The organism is Rhodococcus zopfii NBRC 100606 = JCM 9919 (assembly GCF_001895025.1).
Taxonomy (GTDB): Bacteria; Actinomycetota; Actinomycetes; order Mycobacteriales; family Mycobacteriaceae; genus Rhodococcus; species Rhodococcus zopfii.
Genome location: NZ_BCXI01000015.1, coordinates 57,071 through 75,702, shown reverse-complemented (window position 1 = coordinate 75,702; position 18,632 = coordinate 57,071). Strand labels below are relative to the sequence as shown.

Genomic DNA, 18,632 nt, shown 5'->3' with positions numbered 1-18,632 from the left:
GGTGCCCCACTCGTTGGGTATCAGCCCTGGTAGCCGGGCGGGTAGAGCACGGACTTGAGCTCGCAGAACGCCTCGATGCCCTCGGGGCCGTTCTCGCGGCCGATGCCGGAATTCTTGTAGCCGCCGAACGGCGAACCCGGATCGAACGCGTACCAGTTGATGCCGTAGGTGCCGGTGCGGACCTGCGTGGCGACCTCGAGACCCTTCTCGACGTCGGTGGTGTACACCGAACCGGCGAGGCCGTAGTCCGAGTCGTTGGCGATCTTGATCGCCTCGTCGACCGAGTCGTACGGGAGCACGCACAGCACCGGTCCGAAGATCTCCTCGCGGGCGATCGTCATCGAGTTGTCGACATCCGCGAACACGGTCGGCTCCACGTAGTAGCCGGTCTCGATGCCGGCCGGGCGGCCACCGCCGAGCACCAGACGGGCGCCTTCCTTCTTCCCCTGCTCGATGTAGCCCTCGACGCGGTCGCGCTGCTTCGCCGAGATCAGCGGGCCCAGCTGCGCGGCCGGATCGTCGGGCAGGCCGACGGGGAAGAACGCGGCGGTCGCGACGATCTTCTCGACGACCTCGTCGTAGCGCGAGCGCGGCGCCAGGATGCGGGTCTGACCGACGCACGCCTGCCCGGTGTTCATCAGGCCGGACATCACGAGCATGGCGATCGTCGAATCCAGATCGGCGTCCTCGAGCACGATCGCGGCGGACTTGCCGCCGAGTTCGAGCGAGCAGCGCTTGAGGTTCTGCGCGGCGATCGCACCGATGTGCTTGCCGACCGCGGTCGACCCGGTGAAGGTGACCTTGTCGACATCGGGGTGCGAGACCAGGTACTCACCGGTCTCGGCGCCGCCCTGCACGATCGACAGCACGCCCTCGGGCAGTCCGGCTTCGGCGAAGATCTCGGCGACCATGTTGATCGTCAGCGGTGCCTCGGGCGCCGGCTTGAGCACGACCGAGCAGCCGGCGAGCAGGGCCGGACCCAGCTTGTTCGCCGCCAGGAACAGTGGCACGTTCCAGGCGACGACCGCGGCGACCACGCCGACACCCTCGCGGGTGACGCGGGTGCGGCCGAACGAGCCGGAGCGTTCGTCGACCCACGGGAAGGAGTCGGCGGCGCTCGCGTAGTAGTTCAGGGTGCCGAGTGCCGAGGTCATCTGCATCATCTGCACCGACGCCGGGGGCTGGCCCATCTCGTCGGTGAGCTTCGCGACGATCTCCGCGGAGCGTTCCTCGATCAGCTTGGCGGCCTTCGCGATCACCTGCGCACGCTCGGCGGGCGCGGTGCGGGGCCACGGCCCCTCGTCGAATGCGGTGCGTGCAGCGGCGATCGCGGCATCGATGTCCCTCGGCCCGGCGACGGGGACCGAGCCGACGCGTTCCTCCGTCGCAGGGGAGAACACCTCGAGTTTTTCGTCCGTCGACGGTGCGACCCACCGGCCGCCGATGAAGAGCTTGTCGTAGTCGGTCATTTCCCTCTTCCTCGTAATTTGTTGAGCGAAGTCACGCCAGTGCCTGCCAGTAGGTGCCGTCGAGCATTGCCTCGAGGGTCGCGCGGTGCAGGATCATGGAGTCGGGGTCGTCGGGTTGTTCGGCCTGCCCGAAGTGCACGGCGCGAGTCTGGATGCGCAGCATGATGATTGCGTGCTGCACCGCGGCATAGCAGGTGTAGAAGTCCAGGTGCTGCGGGGTGTGCCCGGTGCGGGCGGCGTATGCGGCGGCGAGGTCGTCGCGGCGCAGGAAGCCGGGAAGCCCGGGCAGGCTCGCCGACGCGGCGATGTCCTCGAAGAACCTGTGCAGGAACGTCATCCACGCCAGATCCATCTCGCGGGCGCCGATCGTGGCGAGTTCCCAGTCGAGGACGGCGACCGGGCGGAAATCGTCGAACAGGATGTTGCCGATGCGGGCGTCGCCCCAGCACACCACCGCCGGGGACGGATCGGCCGGTACGTGTTCGTCGAGCCACGCGAAGGCGCGTTCGATGAGCGGCGAGCGCGGGCCGGTGCGGGTGGTCCACTCGTAGTAGCCGCGTTGCCGGCCGATGTGGGCGCGCACCGCGGCGGTCACGTCGGGTGCGGCAGTGCCGAGATCGACTGCATCGAGAGGCAATTCGTGGATCTGCGCCAGGATGCCGACCGCGGCGTCCTGCATCGCGGCGCGTTGCGCGTCGTCGGCCTCGGTGACCCACGATCCGAAGTTGTAGGGCATCACGTCCGGCGGGACGACACCGTCGACGCGTGACATCACGAAGAACGGTGCGCCGAGCGGACCCGCGTCGGGCTCGAACCACAGGACGGCCGGAACCGGCACGTCGGTGTGCTCGGCGACGGCGCGCATCACCCGGAACTGGGACTCGAGGTCGTAGGTGGGGAACACCGGCACGGCGGTCTCCGCCGGCGCGATGCGCGCCACGAGCGGGTGGGTGCGACCGTCCCAGGTCGCGTCGAACAGCACGGTTTCGCTGGACATCCCGTTCGCGGCGGGGGAGTGCACGTTGTCCACGCGCGGATCCGGAACGTGGACGGCGAGCCACTGCTGCAGATCGGCACGGACCCGCTCGGGGTCGCGACGGGAATCGTGGGGACGGGCGACCTCGGCGTGATGGGCGGTGTCGTCCGGATCGATGGTCACCCGAGCCTCCCTTCGGCCTCCCGCTCCAGTGACCTAGAACACTAGAACACGTTGCAACTTTAGGGAAGGGAGTCCCGGAATCAAGAGTCGCGGGGGTCAGCCCGGATGCTGCCCGAACCACTCGAGCACCATCCGGTAGGCCTCGGCCGCGGCGGCCGGGTCGTACCGCGGCCCGGTGTCGTTGAAGAACGCGTGGTCGGCGCCGGGGAACGTCACCACCTCGTGCGTGAGCCCGGCCCGCTCGAGCGCCGCGGTCGCGGCATCGCGCGTCGCGTTGACCCGCTGATCCTTCTCCGCATAGATCGCGAGTACCGCCGCCCGCGAACCGGAGAAGTCCGCCCCCTCGGGCAGCGGCCCGTAGAACGGGACCGCGGTGGCCAGGCGCGGCTCACCGGAGGCGAGCAGCAGCCAGGTCATACCCCCGCCGAAACAGAAGCCGACCGCCTCGAGCGGCAGGCCGGGCAGCCGCCGGGACAGCTCGTCGACCGCGGCCTCGAGGTCCGCGGTGAACCGTTCCGGCGGCACGGCGCTCAGCGCTGCGGTCGCCGCCGCCGGATCGGCGAACGACGCCGTGCCGCCCTCCTCGGAGAGCAGGTCGATCGCCAGCGCCGAATAGCCGGCCCCGGCGAAGCGACCGGCGACCGAGCGGATGTGATCGTTCAGTCCCTTGTTCTCGTGGATCACCAGAACACCTCCGCGAGGGTCGGCGGCATCGGCCCACGCACCCCGCAACGTGCGGCCGTCCGGACCCGGGAACGTGACCTCCCCGGCCGGGATCGCGTCGGCGGTGCCGGGTGGCGGCGACACGGGGGTGTCCGGTCCTGTGCTCGCCGGCGGCGCCTCGTCCCGCGCGCACGCCGCGAGCAGCGACGACGCTGCCGCCAGCCCGATGCCGAGCAGGCCCAGCCGCCGCAGCGCCTCCCGGCGCGTGAGCAGGCCGTCGGCGTGATCGACGGCGATCTCCTCGGCGATGTAGCGCTGGAAAGGTGTCATCGTGCCCCCGCCCGGGTTGCGACCTTCCGAGAAGTATTTCGCATCCGCGCGGCGCTCAGGGCTCGATTGCGAGCACTCCCGCGCCGGTGAGTGTGCCGAGCGGACCGAGCTCGGCCGGCACGATCCGCAGTTCCCGCAGGAACGACAACCGGGCGTACCGCGTGGCCGCCGCCTGCATCGGCCCCCACAGCGGGGGCCCGGCCTGGGCGAATCCACCGCCGACGATCACCAGGCCGACGTCGGTCAGGGCCGCCGCCGATGCGAGGACCTGGCCCAGCGCGGTGCCCGCCCGCTCGAGTGCCGCGGACGCCGTCCGGCTCCCGGTGGCCGCGTCGGCGCACAACGCCACCGCGTCGACGCCCGACCACCCGTGGCCGCGGGCCCAGCGCACGGCCGCCGGACCGCTCGCAACCGTCTCGATGCACCCGGTCGCGCCGCACGCGCACTGGTCGACGCCGTATGCCGACGTCATGTGCCCGACGTGTCCCGCGTTGCCGGAACGACCCGTCACGACCCGGCCGTCGAGGACGAGGCCGCCGCCGATGCCGGTCGAGACGACCACGCTCAACAGGTTCGCGACGCCTCGTCCCGCGCCGTGCCGTTGCTCGCCGAACGCGGCGGCCGCGCCGTCCCCGATGAGCCGGATCCGCGCGTCCGGGAACAGGGTCCGAACCGCGTCGACCAGCGCGAATCCGGTCGCCCATTCGGTGATGTTGATGGGGGAAGCCGTGCCCGCGGTGGTGTCGATCGGGCCGGCGCTCGCTATCCCGATCGTGGTGATCTTCCGGTCGCCCGCGGCGCGGCGCAACAACGCGGCCGCCGCGTCCCACACGCCGGCGGGCGGCGTCGGGACGCTCAGCGGGTCGATCGGGAGTCCGTCGCCACCGACGATGGCCGCGGCGAGTTTGGTACCGCCGACGTCGAACGCGAGTGCGGTCATGACGGCTGACCTTAGCGGGCGGCCACCCGGGACGCCGTGCGTCGCGACCTCAGTTCCGGCGCAGAACCAGCACGAGGTTGCTGACCAGGAACTCGCGGACCACCGGGACCTTCACCAGCCACCACGCCCAGCGCGGGTGGTAGCGGGGGAACGCGGCGAGCAGTTCCCCGTCGGACGTGGCCCGCGCCCAGCGCAGACCCTCCGCGCAACTCACGTCGAACAGCGAGACGCCGTAGCGGTTCTTCGGCTCGCGGCCGTGTTTGCGGGCGTAACGCCGGGCCGCGTACTCGCCGCCGAACGCGTGCCACGGCCCGGTCTCGTGACCGCCGAACGGACCCCACCACAGCGTGTAGGACAGCATCATCAGGCCGCCCGGCCGGGTGACACGCAGCATTTCGTCGGCCATCACCCACGGCCGGGAGACGTGCTCGGCGACGTTCGACGAGAAGCACACGTCCACCGAGCCGGTACGCACCGGAAGCGCCAGCCCGGACCCGCGGATCGCGCCGCCCACCTGCAGGCCCGCCGCGTGCATCTCCGTCGGATCCGGCTCGATCGGCACGTACCGGGCGCCGACACCGTCGAACGCGTCGGCGAAGTAGCCGGGGCCGCCGCCGACGTCGACGACGGTGGTGCCGGTCAGGTCGCGGCCGGTCAGGCCGGTGTAGAGGTCGCCGATCAGGTCGACGGTGTCGCGGGCGACTCCGCCGTAGAACACCTCGGGTGCGGTCTGTTCGAACCGGAAGCTTCCGAGCAGGCCGACGGAGCGGCGCAGCGTCGCGCGGTGCGCGAAACGCCCGGTGACGCGGGGCGGGCGAGTGTCGGACACGAGAGGCCAGCTTAGTGGGGGCGGTCCGCGGCCGGGAGCGCCCCCCGCGCGCGACGAATTCGTTCGCGGAGCGTATAAATACATCTTGTGTCTAAGTTGCATTCAGCGGCCGAGCAGGTCTACCGCGAGGTGAAGGAACGGATCCTGTCCGCCGCCCTGCCCGGCGGCGAACTGATCAGCGAAGGCGAGATCGCCGCCGAGATGGGAACGAGCCGCACCCCGGTCCGCGAGGCGTTCCTGCGCCTCGAAACCGAGGGGTGGATGCGGCTGTATCCGAAACGCGGCGCGCTCGTCGTGCCGGTCGCCGACGGCGAAGCCGAACACGTCGTCGCCGCCCGGCTGCTCCTCGAAGCCGACGCCGTCCGGGTCGTGACCCGCGGCCCCGGCCGCGCTGAACTGGTGCGCGCACTGCGCGCCAACCTCGAAGCCCAGCACGAGGCCGCAGACTCCGGCGACGTCGCCGTGTTCAGCGGGCTCGACGCCGACTTCCACGGCCTGATCGTGCGCGCCGCCGGAAATCCGCTGCTCGTCGACTTCTACGTCGGACTGCGCGAACGCCAGCGCCGCATGACCGCGCGATCGCTGGTCCGCGACCCGCTGCAGCTGAACTCGATCATCGACGACCACACCCGGCTCGTCGACCTCGTCGACGCGGGTGACGCCGACGGCTTCGCCACCGCCGACGACGTCCACATGCGGCGCGTCCACGGACTGCCGCGCACCACCGGAGAGGATGCGCGATGAGCGTCGACGCAGACACCGTGACCGAAGCGGCGGCACCCGCCCGGCGGCGGATCGCGCCCTGGGTGCTGGTCGCGTCCGCCATGTTCGCGGTCGCGTGGGGCGGGAACGAGTTCACGCCGCTGCTCGTCATGTACCGGCTCGACCACGGCTACTCGCCCGTCGTCGTCGACGTCTTCCTGTTCGCCTACGTGCTGGGCATCGTCCCCGCGCTGCTGCTCGGCGGACCCCTGTCGGACCGGCTCGGCCGGCGCCCGCTCATGCTGCCCGCACCGTTCGTCGCGGCCGCGGGCTCGATCGTGCTCGCCTTCGGAGCCGACAGCGCGGGGCTGCTCGTCGCCGGGCGCATCCTCAGCGGCATCGCACTCGGACTGGGCATGGCCGTCGGCGGCAGCTGGGTCAAGGAACTGTCGCAGCAGCCGTGGGACGCCGGTGCCGGTGCCGGTGCGGGCGCCCGCCGCGCGGCGATGAGCCTGACCGCCGGATTCGCACTCGGCGCCGGGGTCGCCGGCGTGCTCGCCCAGTGGGCGCCGTGGCCGAGCGGCCTCGCCTACGCCACGCACCTCGTGATCACGCTCGGCGCAGGACTCGCGGTCGCCGCGGCCCCCGAGACACGTGCCGCGACCCCGATGGGCGAGCGCCGCCCGCTGCTCGACGACCTGAAGATCCCGGCCGCCGCGCACCGGCGCTTCCGGCGGGTGATCGCCCCGGTCGCACCGTGGGTGTTCGGCGCCGCGAGCTGCGCCTACGCGGTGATGCCCGCGCTGATGACGGAGCATTCCGGCGGGAAACCCGTCGCGTTCTCGGCGCTGCTGTGCGTCGTCGCGCTCGGCTGCGGATTCGGGATCCAGGCACTGGGCCGGCGCCTCGACACCCCGCACAGTGCCCGGGCCCTCGTGGTCGCGTTGATCGTCCTGGTCGCCGGCATGGTGGCCGGCGCGGTCGCCGCGGACCGGCTGACGGTGCCCCTCGCGATCGCGGGGGCCGCGGTCCTGGGCTGCGGCTACGGCCTGGCCCTGGTGTCCGGTCTGCAGGAGATCCAGCGCATCGCCGGTCCCGACGACCTTGCGGGTCTGACCGCCGTGTTCTACTCGCTGACCTACCTCGGTTTCGCGGTGCCCGCGGTGCTCGCGGTCGTCGTGCAGACCGTGCCCGGGGTCGGCTATCCCGTGCTGTTCCTGGCGGGGGCGGCCGTCGCCGCGGCGAGCCTGATCCTGGTGTTCGGCAACAGCCGGTCGGACCTGCCCGGCGGCGGTGAAGGCGAACCGGTGAACCCGGCCGCGACCGCACGCTGATCGGCCCCGCGCGCTGCGACCGATACCCGGCGGTAACCCCCGCCGGATACGAAGCGATCACACCGTTAGTGTGTTCCCCGATACAGTCGCAGCGCACGTTCGTCCGGGTCGCGGGCGAACCGGAATCCGAGGGGGGTCGCCACGTGCGGGAGGTTCTGCTGCTCTGCTGGCGCGACAGCGGGCACCCGCAGGGAGGCGGCAGCGAGCGCTACCTGGAACAGGTCGGCGCCCAGCTCGCGGCCCGCGGTGTCGCCGTGACGTTCCGCACCGCCGCCTACCCGGGCGCCCCGAAACGCGAGGTCGTCGACGGCATCACCATCAGCCGCGGCGGTGGCCGCCTGACCGTCTATCCGCGGGCGCTCGCCGCGATCGCCGCCGGACGGCTCGGTTTCGGCCCGCTGCGCGGATTGCGGCCCGACGCGGTGATCGACACCCAGAACGGCATCCCGTTCTTCGCGCGGCTCGTGGCCGGCGCGCCCTCCACGGTGCTGGTGCACCACTGCCACCGCGAGCAGTGGCCGGTCGCGGGCCGGGTGATGGCCCGCATCGGCTGGTGGATCGAATCGACGCTCTCCCCGCGCGTGCACCGCCGCAGCCAGTATCTGACCGTGTCGCTGCCGTCCGCCGACGAACTGCGTACCCTCGGGGTCGAACACGATCGAATCGCCGTGGTGCGCAACGGCATCGACCCGATTCCCGACACCGTCGAACCCGGCGACGATCACACCCGCACCGCCCGTCCGAGCGTGTGTGTGCTGTCGCGGCTGGTGCCGCACAAGCAGATCGAGGACGCCCTGGGCGCGGTCGCCGCACTGCGCGAACACGTGCCGGGTCTGCACCTGGACGTCATCGGCGGCGGCTGGTGGGAACAGAACCTGCGAGACGCCGCCGCCGACCTCGGCATCACCGACGCCGTCACCTTCCACGGGCACGTCCCCGAGGACCGCAAGCACGAACTGCTCGCCCGTGCCTGGGTGCATGTGATGCCGTCCCGCAAGGAGGGATGGGGACTCGCCGTCGTCGAAGCCGCCCAGCACGGCGTCCCGACGATCGGCTATCGCAGTTCGAAGGGCCTGACCGATTCGGTGATCGACGGGGTCACCGGTCTGCTCGTCGATTCCCCGACCGAGCTGACCGCCGCCGTCGCCGAACTGCTCGGCGACGCCGACCGTCGCCGCGACCTGGGTCGCAAGGCCCGCGTCCGCGCCGGCGAATTCTCATGGGCGGCAACCGGTGAGGGCGTGCTCGACGTGCTCACCGCGACCGCGGACGGGCGACGGGTCTCAGGTCTGTTCCCGCGCAGCGCGGGCCTGCCCACGCAACCGGACCGCGAGCCCGCCCGCAGCGCCGCCACCCAGTAACAGCGCCCACAGCACATGCGCGGCGACCGCCGCGTCCCGGTCTGCGGGCTGCCGGCTCGCCCCGGGCACCCGGTACAAGCTCAGCTCGGCGTCGCCGTGGACGCGTTCGAGCCCGTCCAGGGTGCGCTGCGACTCGCCGAGTTCGCCCGGCGTGCCGTGTTCGACGAGCACCCAGCCGACGCCCCGCGCGGCCAGCTCGCCCGGGTCCGCGCCGGCCAGGAGCAGGGTCTCGACGTCGGCGGCGCGACGACCCTCCCCGGCGACCGCGCCGCCCGCGACCACGAGCTGCCCGGTCTGCAGCACGTCCGCACGCAGCATCCGCGGCGCCGGATCCAGCACCGCGGCGCGGCCGCTGTACTCGAACCGCCGGAACATTCCCGCCGGGAGCACCGCGACGTCCCCGTCGTCCGCGGTGACGATCCCGGCGACCTGCCGCCATCCCGCCGGGTACTGCACCGGCCGCACCCGGCCGCCGACACCCCACACCAGGTCGGGGGTGGCGACCAGCACGACGAGAACCGCCGCGGTCGCCCACACCGCGTCGCGCCCGCCGAATCGGGCCCGCAGCCCGCCGATCCCCGCACCCGCGGACAGCACGTACAGCGGCAGCGCCAGCGCAACCCACTTCTGGGTGTCGCGCAGCAACCCGGCCCCGGGCACGTGCAGCATCGACCACTCCCCGGCCCGCAGCCCCACCGCGGTCGCTGCGAGCGCCGGGGCGAGCACCGCGACGACGGCGAGCACCGCCAGCGTCACCGTGACCGGCTCCCGGCGCCGCCACAGCGCGGGCAGCCCGCACGCGACCACGATCAGCAGCGCGACCGTGCCGACGAGCGCCCACGGCGTCGCCCGCGACCCGGGCACCGCGTCCGCATTCCAGATCCCACCCAGGCCCGCGAGCGATCCGAGCGTGCCGAGCAGCGGCTCGGCGCGCGCCGCGAACGCCGCGACCCCCGCCGGGTCGGCATCGGACCCCCCACCCGAGACCGCGGTCGCGACCAGCCACGGCATCGACGCGACGACGCTCAGCGCCGTCCCGCCCGCGATCCGCGGCCACCTCCAGGTGGTGCCGCCCGGCGCTGCGAGCAGCGCCAGCGCCGTGATCGCCGCGAGTACCGCACCCGTCGGGGTCAGGCCGGCCGCCGCGAGCCACGCCGCCAGAGCCCACCATCCCCCTCGCTGCCCGCCGCGCACCGCGACGGTCGCGCACACGACCCACGGCAGCGCCGCGTAGCCCACCAGCAGGCTCCAGTGGCCCTGCAGCAGCCGTTCGGCGACGTATGGATTCCACACCGCCACGGTGGCCGCCACCAGCTGCGCGGGGAGCCCGGACGTCCGGCCCGGCAGGAGCGTCGCCACCAGCCGTGCCGCGCCCCAGCCCGCCGCCCACAACGCCGCCATGAGCAGCACCGTCACCGCGACCCCACCGTCGACGACGACGGTGACGACGGCCAGCAGGGCGTCCTGCGGCACCGCGCGGGCCGCGGCGTCCGTGATGCCCAGGGCCGAATCCGTCGGGAAGGAACGCGGGGTGCTCACCGCGTCGCGCAGCAGCAGATAGCCGGGGGAGAACACCAGGGGACCGAGCACCGCGACCGCCAGCGCGAGGCTGTAGACGACCGGCACGACGGAACGCAGCGACACCGGCCTGACCATGCGCGCAGAATACGGGCCGGTGCGGGTGTAAGGATGGGCGGATGCCGCGACCCCAGACGCCGCGCCCGGCGCCCACCGGATCCGCTGTCGCCGGAATGACGATGGTGACCGCCGGTGCGATGACCGCCAGCCTGGCGTCGTACCTGCTGCACTTGCCGGCCAGCCGCTGGCTGGGCCCGGCCGGATACGGCGAGTTCGCCAGCCTGCTCGCCGCCCAGCTCGTCCTCGCAGTGCCCGCCCTCGCCCTGCAGACGGTGGTCGCGCGGGAAACCGTGCACGGCAGCGGCACCGAGGCCCTGCGCCGTCTCGGATACCGGTGTACCGCGCTGGCGGCCGCGCTCGCGATCGTGTTGGTGCCGGTGGTCGCGTGGGCCCTCGACACGAGCCTGACCGGGGCGTTCGGGTCCCTTGTGACCGCACCCCTGCTGGTTCTCCTCGCCGCCGAACAGGGGCTGCTGCAGGGCCGCGGCCGGTTCGCGGCGCTCAGCGTCGTCCTGGCCGCCGCGGGCATCGCGAAGGTCGTTCCCGCGGTCGCGGTGCTCGCCGTCGGCGGTGGGCCGGGTGCGGCGCTGCTGGCGGGGGCGGTGGGCACCGGGATCGTCGCCGCCGGTGCGGCGGTGATCGCGGGACGCGGCGGGGACGCCGCGGCGGTTCCGGACGCGCCGCGCGCTCCCGGGATCGCAGCGGTCCTGCGTGCCTCCCAGGTGCAGCTCGCGCTGATCGCGATGACGTCGCTGGATCTGCTGCTCGCCCGCATGGTGCTCGACGCCGACGCGGCCGGTCTGTACGCGTTGGGTGCGGTCGCGACGAAGGTCGCGTTCTGGTTGCCGCAGGCCGTCGGCGTCGTCCTGTATCCGCAGATGGCCAACCCTGCCCGGTCCGGGGCGGCGGTCCGGTCCGCGTTGACGGTGCTCGTCGGGCTCGGGGCCGTGCTCGTCGCGGGCGCTGCGCTGTGCGCCCCGATCGTGCCGCTGCTCGTCGGCGACGCCTACACCCCGGTGCAGTCGCTGCTGTGGGTGTTCGCGCTGCAGGGCGCGTGCTTGGCCGTCCTGCAGGGAGGACTGCTGTCGGCGATCGCGAGCGAGCGCACCTCCCTGGCGGGGGTCGCGTGGATCGGCCTGGTCGTCGAGGCGGTGCTCATGACGACGGTGGCGTCCACGGTGCAGCAGTTCGTCGCCGTGGCGGCCGCGGTCGCCGCGGTCACCGCCACGGTGGTCGCGGTGCTCGCCGTGCGCGCGGCCGGACCGGCCGTCCGGAATCCGGCCTGACGAGACCGTTCCGCTTCGGGCTGTCGTCGGCTCCGCCCGCCGGAGGTCATCGGCGCCCGGCTCCGGCCGAAACACGAACGCCCGGCCGGGAGAGCCCGGCCGGGCGTTCGTGTGAACTGTCGACGACTACTTGTCCGTCGGCGGCTTGCGCAGATCCGTCGTCGGGATCTCCTGCGTCGCGTCGGTGGTCCAGTCCCGCTGCTGCGGCGGATTCTGTTCCGCCTCGGTCCGCGGGATCACCTGCGTGTCGTCGGTGGTCCAGTCCCGCTGGGCCGGAGCGGCGTGCGCCGGGCCGGACGGGGTGGTTGCGGCCGGACCGGCCGGAGCCGGGCCGCCGGCAGCGGCGGCCGGGGTACCGCCCTTGCCGCCGCGCAGGCCGAGCACGATGCCGGCGATCAGCGAGAGGGCACCGAGGATGCCGAGGATGATCGGGACCGTGCGGCCGAACGTCGACAGCGTGTCCTGGCCGTCCTTGGCCTGCCCGACCTGGTATTCGACGGTGTCCTGGTCGAACGGCAGCGTGACCTTGAGGACCGTCACCTCGGGCTTGTCGGCCTCGCGGGCGTAGTACTGGTACTGCTGCTCCTGGCCCTTGACGACGACACCGGTGACCGGGTCGACCCACAGGTCGCGGACGTTGGTGTACCAGCGGACCATCGTGATCGGTCCGTCGCCCTCGACACCCCACGTGGAGGCGGGCAGGCTCAGCTTGTACGACGGATTCGTCGGATCGGCCTTCGACAGGTCGACCGGATCGACGGTGTGCCGGAAGTGGTAGACGTCGACGCCGCTGATCTCTTCCTCGCCCTGGTACTCGACGTCGTAGTTCTCGCGGGCATTGAGGTCGTAGTACGGGTAGTTCCTCTGCTCGACGTCGAACGGGAACTTGTACTGCAGACCGTCACGGTTGTCGATCTCCGTGGGCGGCGCGGTCGCCGAGGTCTGAACCGTGCTTACACGGTTCGGGTACTCCTCCTTCGACACCGGCATCGAGGTGACTCGGTCGATGGTCAGCCGGTCCACGATGGCGGACACCAGGCCGGTATCGCCCTGCATGTCCAGGCGACGCACCGTCTGGCCGGCCTGCAGCGTCATGATATCGGCGTCCGAGGGGTCCTCGACCGTGACGAAACGCTGCGCGACGATCGGAACATTCGTGTCGACCTGCGCCTTACCGGAGAGCAGAGCCTTGGAGTTCAGAATGTCGCCCGTACCCTCGGCCACCGTGGTGACCTCGAGGTCGAGCGGCGTCTTCTTCAGCTTGCCCACTGTGTAGGTCGGCACCAGCAGCGCGATCGCCAGGAGGAAAGTCCCCAGGCCCACCAACACCAGCGCAAGTTTCCGGCCCGAGCTCGAACGCTCAGCCATGCTGTCTCTCCTCACTCAACGGTTGTCATCGAGTACCCCCACCGGCAGCCGGGCTGCACGGATCGTCTGGTGCACGACATTGCGGACACCACGTGAGCCCAGACACTAACAGCCGACAGACGTTGTGCGTACGTTCGGATCGCGGAAGAACCCGGACTTCCGGGACAGGACGCTTCCCGGGCACACTGGTCGACGATGACCAATCGACCCGATACCGGTATGTCGCCCCGTGGTGCCACCGGCTTCCTGCCAGCTCTCGAGGGCATGCGCGGATTCGCCGCAGTGGGTGTTCTCATCACCCACGTCGCGTTCCAGACCGGTGCTGTGCACGATCCGGTGATCGGCCGCGTGTGGGGCCGGTTCGATCTCGCGGTCGCTCTGTTCTTCGCGTTGTCCGGTTTCCTGCTGTGGCGCCCGCACGCCGCGGCGGCCCGCGGATACGGTGTCGCGCAGCCGACCGGGCGCTACCTCGTTTCCCGGGCCGTGCGCATCCTGCCCGCCTACTGGACCGTCGTGTGCCTGGTGCTGCTTCTGCTGCCGGGCGCGGGCGGCGGGTGGCGCGTGTGGGTGGCGAATCTGACGCTGGTGCAGGTGTTCATGCCGCTGACCCTCACCGAGGGGCTCACCCAGATGTGGAGCCTGTCCGTCGAGGTCGCGTTCTATCTGTTGCTGCCTGTGCTCGCACTCGCGCTGTGCCGGCTGCGCGGGAACGCCGCGCGGTTCCGCATTCCGGTGATCCTTGCGGCGTGCGCGCTGAGCTTCGTGTGGGTGTGGCTGCCGGTGGCCACACCCGAGCACATCCACCACGACAACTGGCTGCCCGGCTACCTGCCGTGGTTCGGTGCCGGCATGCTGCTCGCCGAACTGGCAACCGTCGCCTCGACGTGGGTGCATCGTCTCGCGGCGCGGCGCGGGCTGATGGCGGCGATCGCGGTCGGTGCATTCGCGCTCGCCACCACCCCGCTGGGCGGTCCGGAAGGACTCACGGATCTCGAACCGTGGCAGTACAACGGCAAGATCCTGCTCGGGGCCGTGATGAGTGCGGCGCTGCTCGCCCCGTTGGTCCTCGCGCCGCGCGGCAACCACCGCATCCTCGCGTCGCCCGCGGCGCTGGCCGTCGGCCGCTGGTCCTACGGCATCTTCATCTGGCATCTCGCCGTGCTGTCGATCGTGTTCCCGGTATTCGGCATCCTGCCGTTCCAGGGCGACTTCTGGTTCGTGCTGGCGATCACCCTCGCCCTGAGCATCGCGGTCGCGTCCGCGAGCTACGCGCTCGTCGAGGAACCCGTCCGCCGCGAGTTCCATCGCAGGACGCGGGCGAACCGTGGAGACAGCGGCACGGTGGCGAGTCCCAGCGCGACCAGCCCGACGACCGCCGCGAACTGAATCAAGAACGAGTGGCCGACGTAGCCGCCCGGCGCCCGCCACGGACCCGTCGACAGCAACGCGATCGCGACCATCGTCGCCGCACCGGTCGTCCCCACCAGGAGGCGTGACGCGGCGGTCTCGCCCCGGCGCGCGATGATCACGCCGATCGCCGCGGCCCCGGCCACCGCGACCCCCGCCCCGAGCGCGCCTGCCGCGACCGTCGCGACCGCGACGACCCCTGCGAGTCCGACGAGGGTGCTGCGCCACGGCCTCGGTGCCGGACCGGGCAGTTCCCGGGCCCGACGTCGTCGCGGCCACCACGCCGCCGCGAACAGCGGGAGCAACAGCAGCAGGCCGCCGAAGATCCCCGCGCGGTACCAGCGGTCGGTGGCGAACGCGAGGGTGACGGTGCCGCCGGTTCCGGCCGGCACGATCCAGCCCTGCTGCCAGCCGTCGACCACGACCGGGGTCAGCTCGCTCCCGTCCGGTGCGGTCGCGACCCAGCCGATGTTGGTGCTCTCGGGCACCACGACGATCCGTTCGGTACCCGCGACGGGTACGTCGAGCTCCCGCAGGTCCTCGGTCCACGTGCCCGTGTCGAGCTCGACCGGCGCGGGCACGGGCGGTACCGCACCCGGGACGGGCAGGTTCACGCTCGACACGATGAACGCCGTACCCGGTTCGATGTCGATGTGCACGCGACCCGACGGCAGCGTGACGGTGCCGGTGTCGCACAACGTTGCGGGGACCTCCGCACCGGCGGCCAAGGCGCCGACCGTCGTGGTCACCGACGTGCGGTAGGTGCGGTCGCCGACGGTCACGACCGGGCCGCTGTCGCAGCCGATGGTGACCGTCCGGTCGGCGACCGGATCCTGCGCCCCGACCTGTCCGTCGGGGCCGAGGACGGTGATTTCGGCGAGGCCGGGCGGGCTGAGCTTCGCGAATCCGAGGACCGTGCGGTCGAGGACGTCGGGCCAGTCGACGAGGCTGACGACGATCCGGTCGGTGACGTGCGGCTCCAGCTCGAGACGGGCCGCGCCCTCGGCGAGGTCGACATCGCGCACCTGCGGGCCGCTGCCGAGGTTGACGGCGATCCGTGTCGGCGCGACCGGCAGCGCGCCGAGGCTCGCGGCCACATCGAGACCGGTCACGAATTCCGCCGACGGCAGTTCGAGGGTCAGGGTCGGGCGCGGTGCCCCGGGCTCGAGGGCGGATTCCGGCGCGGTCCAGGAGGTGCGCGGATCCCCGTCGGTCGCGGCGAACGCGGAGCCGGACAGGTCCACGACATCGGCGGGTCCGCTCGCGGTGACCCGCTCCGGCGGCGCGGCGATCGCGTCCGCGGCCGGGCCGGGACGCATCCGCACCCACACCTGCGGCGCGACCTCGGTTTCCGCGGGCACCGACAGGGTGCGGGTGAACGTGTTCGGTTCCTCCGCCGCCGTCGCCAGTCCGCGGGCGCACCGCACCCGATCCGGGGTGTCGACGCAGCTGCCGCGGCCCGGGAACTCCTGGCCGAGCTGCCAGCCGAGCACCTCGGCGCCCTCGGGAACCGGCGGCAGCACGATGCGCCGGCGGATGTCGATGCGCTGCGGGTTCTCGCGATCGGTGAAGTCGTCCACCGCGACCTCGGTGATCCCGAACTGACTGCCGGCGGTGCCGTCGTCGGTGTTGGTGGCGGTGATCCGGATCCACGTCGTGGTGCCCAGCGGCAACGCGACCGTCTGTTCGCGGCCGGGTTTCTCGACCCGAACGGCGGTGGTGCCACGGTCGGTTTCCACTTCCAGCCACTTGACGGGCGCGCCGAGCGCGCCGGGGCTGGTGGTCAGGCGCAGCATCCCGGCCTCGATCGGGGCGTCGAGGTCGATCTGCAGCCATTGCCCGACCGCCGATTCGAGACCGTTGCTGTGCCAGCCGGTGGTCGGGTCGCCGTCGACGACGGTGGCGGGTCCGCTGCCCGGTGAGGTGCCGCCGAGCTGTGTGGCGTCCGACGCGGCGCTGGACACCGCGATGCGGGCCCCCTCCCATTCGGCGTGGACGAGGTCGGTGTCGGCCACCGGATAGTCCGGCACCAGGTTGTGGGTGCGCCGCGGATCGTCGGCGGCCCGGATCGTCGACGAGTGGTAGTCGACCTGCCCGTAGTCGGTTTCACGATCGGTGGGGGTGTCGGTGACGGTGACCGCGTCGACGGGCAGGCCGGCGCGCCGCGCGTCCGCGGCGAGCAGCACCGGGCCGGCCAGCGGCGGTTCACCGTCGGCGAGTTGCAGCAACGATTCGGGGCCACCCTGCACGAGCGGAACCGACGCGGCGTCGACGACGTAGGGGCCGACGGGCGCCGGCTCCGGCACGTCGACGCGGTAGATCTCGATCGCCGGATAGTCGGGTTGCAGATCGGCGTCCGCGACGAAGTCCGCTCCGAGTTCGCGCCGGATGTCCGGGCCGAACTCGGCGACGGGGACCAGCCCGGGGGAGCCGTCGAGCGCGCGGTGTACCAGCGCGCTGCGCGCGGCCGGGGACGTGTCCGGGTCCAGGTCGTTGCGGACGACCACGTAGCCGATGCCCTGGCCGCGCAGCGTCGCGGCGAGAGCGTCCGAGGGCCGGCCGTCGGCGATGAGCCGTTGCACCGAGTCGAGTGCGCGGATCGCGCCGGGCGGCACCAGCGGCACCGCGTCGCGGGAGACCCACGGCGATTCGGCCAGGGCCTGGATCGGTTCGTCGCGGGTCAGGCCCCAGACCTGGCTGCCGAACGGGGCGCCCGGCACGATCAGGGCGCGTTCGCCGCGGTCGGAGGTGTGTTCGCCGAGCCAGGCCGCGGTCTCGTGCCAGTACCCGGGCACCTCGTCGTAGGCGCCGCGCGGCGCGAGCTTGCCGGTCCACGCCAGGGACGTCGCGAGGGTCGCGGCGACCAGGATCAGGGTGGTGAACGCGACCATGGGGTCCCGTTCGGGATGCGCGAACGCGTTGCGGGCGCGGCCCCACGGCACCGACCCGGGCAGCGGCACCCGCCGCAGCAGGTGCGCGAGGCCGAGCACCAGCGGCAGCCGGACCAGAGGTTCGAGCTTGTGGACGTTGCGCAGCGCCGCCCCACCGGAGTCGAGGAACAGGCGTACCTGATCGGCGAACGGGGAACCGAGCTCTCCGGCGTAACCGGCCCCGAGCCCGGCGACCCCGACGAACAGGATCAGTGTCAGCCGGCCGCGTGCCGGCATCGATCGCATTGCCAGACCGGCCATGCCCGCGGCGGCGAGGAGACCGGTGACGAGGACCGCGGCGGGTTGCGTGACGAGCACCGCCCCGGCGATTCGTTCCGGCGAGACGAACGGTGTCCAGCTGTCGGTGCCGCGCAGGATCTCCGCCAGCGACGTCCACTCGGTGGTGACGCCGGACGACTCGATGAAGTCGAGGAAGGGCGGACTGACCCTGCCGAGCAGCAGCAACGGCACCATCCACCACAGCACCGCGACGATGCAGCACGGGATCCACCGGATCGTGAAATACCACCACGCCCGGTTGGGCCGGTGCGCGAGCCACCACACGCCGGCGACGAGGCACGCCGCCGCGGTCGCGACCGCGTTGATCGCGCCCATCAGGGCCACCGCGACCGCGGACTGTGCGGCGAGCTGCAGGGCGGAACGCCCGGAATCGCCGCGGGCGTACCGGACGACGGGCAGCAGCACCCACGGCGCCAGCATCATCGGCAGGGTTTCCGACGAGATCGATCCGAGGGTCGTCAGGACCCGAGGGGACAGCGCGAACACCACCGCGGCGAGAACCCGGGAGCTGCGGCTCCCGATGCCCAGTGCCTCGGCGAGCCGCACGATGCCCCAGAACCCGGCGATCAGCAGCAGCGCCCACCAGATCCGTTGGGTGATCCACGGGGGAACGTGGAGGACCTGTCCGGCCGCGAAGAACGTGCCGTGCGGGAAGAAGTAGCCGTACGCCTGGTTCTGGACCTGCCCGAGCGGGGCGATGCTGCTCCACTGATGGGAGGCGCGCGCCAGGAACCCCAGCGGGTTCTGCGTCAGGTCGTACTTGGTGTCGGCCACGATCAGGCCGGGGACCTGCGCGAAGGCCAGCGCGAACGCCACCGCGGCAGCCCCGAGCAACCAGCGACGCGACAGGGGTGCGGCGGACGGCCCCGGATCGTGCGGGGCCGTCACGCCGGAGGAAGTGCGTGAACTCGCAGCG

Annotated in this window: 12 protein-coding genes and 1 pseudogene; 5 read left to right on the top strand and 8 right to left on the bottom strand. The window is 72.3% G+C overall.

Going from position 1 to position 18,632, the window contains the following annotated elements; genetic code table 11:
• Window positions 1–20 precede the first annotated feature (20 nt).
• From RZ1_RS11255 to RZ1_RS11235, 5 genes are all read right to left on the bottom strand, one after another.
• Window positions 21–1,469 (bottom strand): aldehyde dehydrogenase, encoded by a 1,449-nt coding sequence (locus RZ1_RS11255; protein ID WP_072811866.1) that lies wholly within the window; start codon window positions 1,467–1,469, stop codon window positions 21–23.
• Window positions 1,470–1,500: 31 nt separating this feature from the next.
• A complete protein-coding gene (locus tag RZ1_RS11250) occupies window positions 1,501–2,628 on the bottom strand; it encodes a phosphotransferase family protein (protein WP_072811864.1) in 1,128 nt (375 codons plus the stop codon).
• 96 nt (window positions 2,629–2,724) lie between these two features.
• A complete protein-coding gene (locus tag RZ1_RS11245; protein ID WP_072811862.1) occupies window positions 2,725–3,621 on the bottom strand; it encodes a dienelactone hydrolase family protein in 897 nt (298 codons plus the stop codon).
• Between the two features lie 55 nt (window positions 3,622–3,676).
• A complete protein-coding gene (locus RZ1_RS11240; RefSeq protein ID WP_072811860.1) occupies window positions 3,677–4,561 on the bottom strand; it encodes an ROK family protein in 885 nt (294 codons plus the stop codon).
• A 49-nt stretch (window positions 4,562–4,610) separates the two neighbouring features.
• Window positions 4,611–5,390 (bottom strand): class I SAM-dependent methyltransferase, encoded by a 780-nt coding sequence (locus tag RZ1_RS11235; protein WP_072811858.1) that lies wholly within the window; start codon window positions 5,388–5,390, stop codon window positions 4,611–4,613.
• 87 nt (window positions 5,391–5,477) lie between these two features.
• On the opposite strand from RZ1_RS11235, the gene RZ1_RS11230 reads away from it, so the two are divergent.
• The 3 genes from RZ1_RS11230 (at window position 5,478) to RZ1_RS11220 (ending at window position 8,787) form a co-directional block, all read left to right on the top strand.
• The gene (locus RZ1_RS11230; RefSeq protein WP_072811856.1) at window positions 5,478–6,134 is read left to right on the top strand and encodes a GntR family transcriptional regulator; all 657 of its coding nucleotides are present in this window, start codon (window positions 5,478–5,480) and stop codon (window positions 6,132–6,134) included.
• Window positions 6,131–7,426 (top strand): MFS transporter, encoded by a 1,296-nt coding sequence (locus RZ1_RS11225; RefSeq protein ID WP_072811854.1) that lies wholly within the window; start codon window positions 6,131–6,133, stop codon window positions 7,424–7,426. The genes RZ1_RS11230 and RZ1_RS11225 overlap by 4 nt, the downstream gene beginning before the upstream one ends.
• A 143-nt stretch (window positions 7,427–7,569) precedes the next feature.
• The gene (locus RZ1_RS11220; protein ID WP_072812052.1) at window positions 7,570–8,787 is read left to right on the top strand and encodes a glycosyltransferase family 4 protein; all 1,218 of its coding nucleotides are present in this window, start codon (window positions 7,570–7,572) and stop codon (window positions 8,785–8,787) included.
• Here the strand turns inward: RZ1_RS11220 and RZ1_RS11215 are convergent.
• A complete protein-coding gene (locus RZ1_RS11215) occupies window positions 8,710–10,443 on the bottom strand; it encodes an MmpA family trehalose lipid delivery protein (protein ID WP_072811852.1) in 1,734 nt (577 codons plus the stop codon). The two genes, RZ1_RS11220 and RZ1_RS11215, sit on opposite strands and share 78 nt — an antisense overlap.
• A gap of 41 nt (window positions 10,444–10,484) precedes the next feature.
• On the opposite strand from RZ1_RS11215, the gene RZ1_RS11210 reads away from it, so the two are divergent.
• The gene (locus RZ1_RS11210; RefSeq protein ID WP_072811850.1) at window positions 10,485–11,711 is read left to right on the top strand and encodes a polysaccharide biosynthesis protein; all 1,227 of its coding nucleotides are present in this window, start codon (window positions 10,485–10,487) and stop codon (window positions 11,709–11,711) included.
• Between the two features lie 126 nt (window positions 11,712–11,837).
• Here the strand turns inward: RZ1_RS11210 and pgfA are convergent, their stop codons facing one another.
• On the bottom strand, window positions 11,838–13,079 hold the full coding sequence (gene pgfA, locus RZ1_RS11205; RefSeq protein WP_072811848.1) for a cell envelope lipid trafficking protein PgfA: 1,242 nt from the start codon (window positions 13,077–13,079) through the stop codon (window positions 11,838–11,840).
• A gap of 195 nt (window positions 13,080–13,274) precedes the next feature.
• Here pgfA and RZ1_RS31235 point away from each other — a divergent pair.
• Window positions 13,275–14,438 (top strand): annotated as a pseudogene (locus RZ1_RS31235) (acyltransferase family protein); the annotation flags it as partial.
• Here the strand turns inward: RZ1_RS31235 and RZ1_RS31765 are convergent.
• On the bottom strand, window positions 14,345–18,604 hold the full coding sequence (locus RZ1_RS31765; RefSeq protein WP_307718282.1) for an alpha-(1->3)-arabinofuranosyltransferase: 4,260 nt from the start codon (window positions 18,602–18,604) through the stop codon (window positions 14,345–14,347). The pseudogene RZ1_RS31235 and the gene RZ1_RS31765 sit on opposite strands and share 94 nt — an antisense overlap.
• Window positions 18,605–18,632 lie beyond the last annotated feature (28 nt).